The following is a 1,797-nucleotide window of genomic DNA, read 5'->3' as shown; positions in this document are numbered from 1 at the left end:
ATATATTGCAGCTAGAGGCGAGGGGAATAAAGGATCAATCTGGACTTCAACAGATGGTGAATCATGGGGAAAAGTATTTAGTTATTCCAAGCAACTTCATGGGGCAGCCTGGGACGGGAAGCAGTTTATCGTAGTTGGTGCACAGAGTATTCTGATCTCACAGGATGGGATCAAATGGACAGAATCTTTAACTGGACATAAGGGTTGGTTTTATGCGGTAAAATCCAACGGTAGCAGATTAGTTGCCGTTGGATATGATGGCAGTATTGTTACGTCTTTGAATGGAGTGAAATGGGAGGATGCGGATTACAAGGCGGAGAGCGCTCTGACAGATATACTATGGGACGGGAATCAATTTTTAGCAATCGGATCTGAAATCATAACATCACAAGACGGCATCCACTGGACTAAAYAAAGTATGGATCCAGTTCATAGGTTAAATCGAGTTTCCTGGAATGGAGTCTTGTATGTGGCCGTTGGGGATAACGGGTTGATTTACACCTCTGAAGACGGTTATTTATGGACACTGAGAGAATCAAATACAACCAAGTTCATAGAGTCAATCGTATGGGATGGTAAAAGATTTATTGCACTCGGATCAGATCTAATGTTATTTTCTGAAAACGGGATTTTGTGGAGCGAAGTTGATTCAAATATTAAACAACATATATATGATTTACATTGGAACGGATATAAATATGTCGGTGCTGTAAGTTTAGAAGTAGGAATCGTTTCTATACCTTTTGACATTATAAAAGTAAAAATAGATGAAAAACCAATAATCTTTGATGTGGTACCTACCATCCTAAATGATACAACCTTAGTCCCTTTAAGAGCTGTATTTGAATCTTTGGGCGCTGAAGTCAAATGGAATGATGAAACTCAATCTGTAACCCTTACAAAAGGGGGGACAGTGATTATACTTCACATTGATAATAATGACGTTATAATAAACGGCGAACATAAACTTCTTGAAGTTTCTCCAGCCATTGTAAGCGGAAGGACATTCATACCTATAAGATTTGTATCTGAAAGCCTTGGAGCTAAAGTAATGTGGAATGGTGAAACCAAAACTGTAGCAATTACATCAAAATAGGCTTTATAAATGTTTCTGACGAGTTCAATCAACGAACAATTCAACTCCCTCGGGAAACTATAGCGCAGGAGCTGCATTGAAGCAGCTCTTTTTTTATTTGATTCCTTTAACGACTAGAAATTGAAGGGGGATTTAGTGGGTAAACCTTAATTGTTTACATCTATAATGGTGGGGCCATTATTTCACTTATTTTTGTTGCTATTTTCGAAAAGAACTTCGGGTATATGGTTTCGTCAACTTCATTTTTGATTGGAACTATATTTTTTCTATAATGGTCCCAGTTATTTAGAAGATTTGTCGAGGAGTATCATATCACAGAACGATAATCATTAGCTCAGAAATACAGGCGATATGATCAAATGATTGTTTCGGAACTTCATATATAACTGATAAGCTGATGAGGATATTCGAATTAATTGAGCTTTGTTTTAGCTGAGGGGGGACAAAGCAATTTGTAAGAACTTGAAAGCGGTTCCAGAGTCGTCACAACCACTTAAACGCGGGAGGAATTACATTGAAAAAAAGTATTGAAAAGGTAACGAGTTACGTTTTATTGTTTGCTATCGTGCTATCTGTAATCGCAAGCGGAATGTTCAATACGGCAGCACATGCAGCTGCTCCTTCATTATCCAACAGTGGAGGCTGGAATGAGACGGCCTATGTAGAATGGTCACCTGTAAGTAATGCTCAGGGGTATAATG

At 38.4% G+C, this 1,797-nt stretch carries 2 protein-coding genes; both read left to right on the top strand.

Annotation, left to right across the window (positions count from 1 at the left end):
* On the top strand, positions 1 to 1,096 hold a 1,096-nt coding region (locus AC1DVJ_RS30815), incomplete at its 5' end, for a stalk domain-containing protein (RefSeq protein ID WP_477596716.1).
* Positions 1,097 to 1,610: 514 nt separating this feature from the next.
* A partial coding sequence (locus AC1DVJ_RS30810; RefSeq protein ID WP_477596714.1) for a hypothetical protein occupies positions 1,611 to 1,797 on the top strand: 187 nt, incomplete at its 3' end.

It is taken from the genome of Paenibacillus sp. P4_A9, from assembly GCF_056402415.1.
This window is presented reverse-complemented; position numbering and strand designations above follow the sequence as displayed.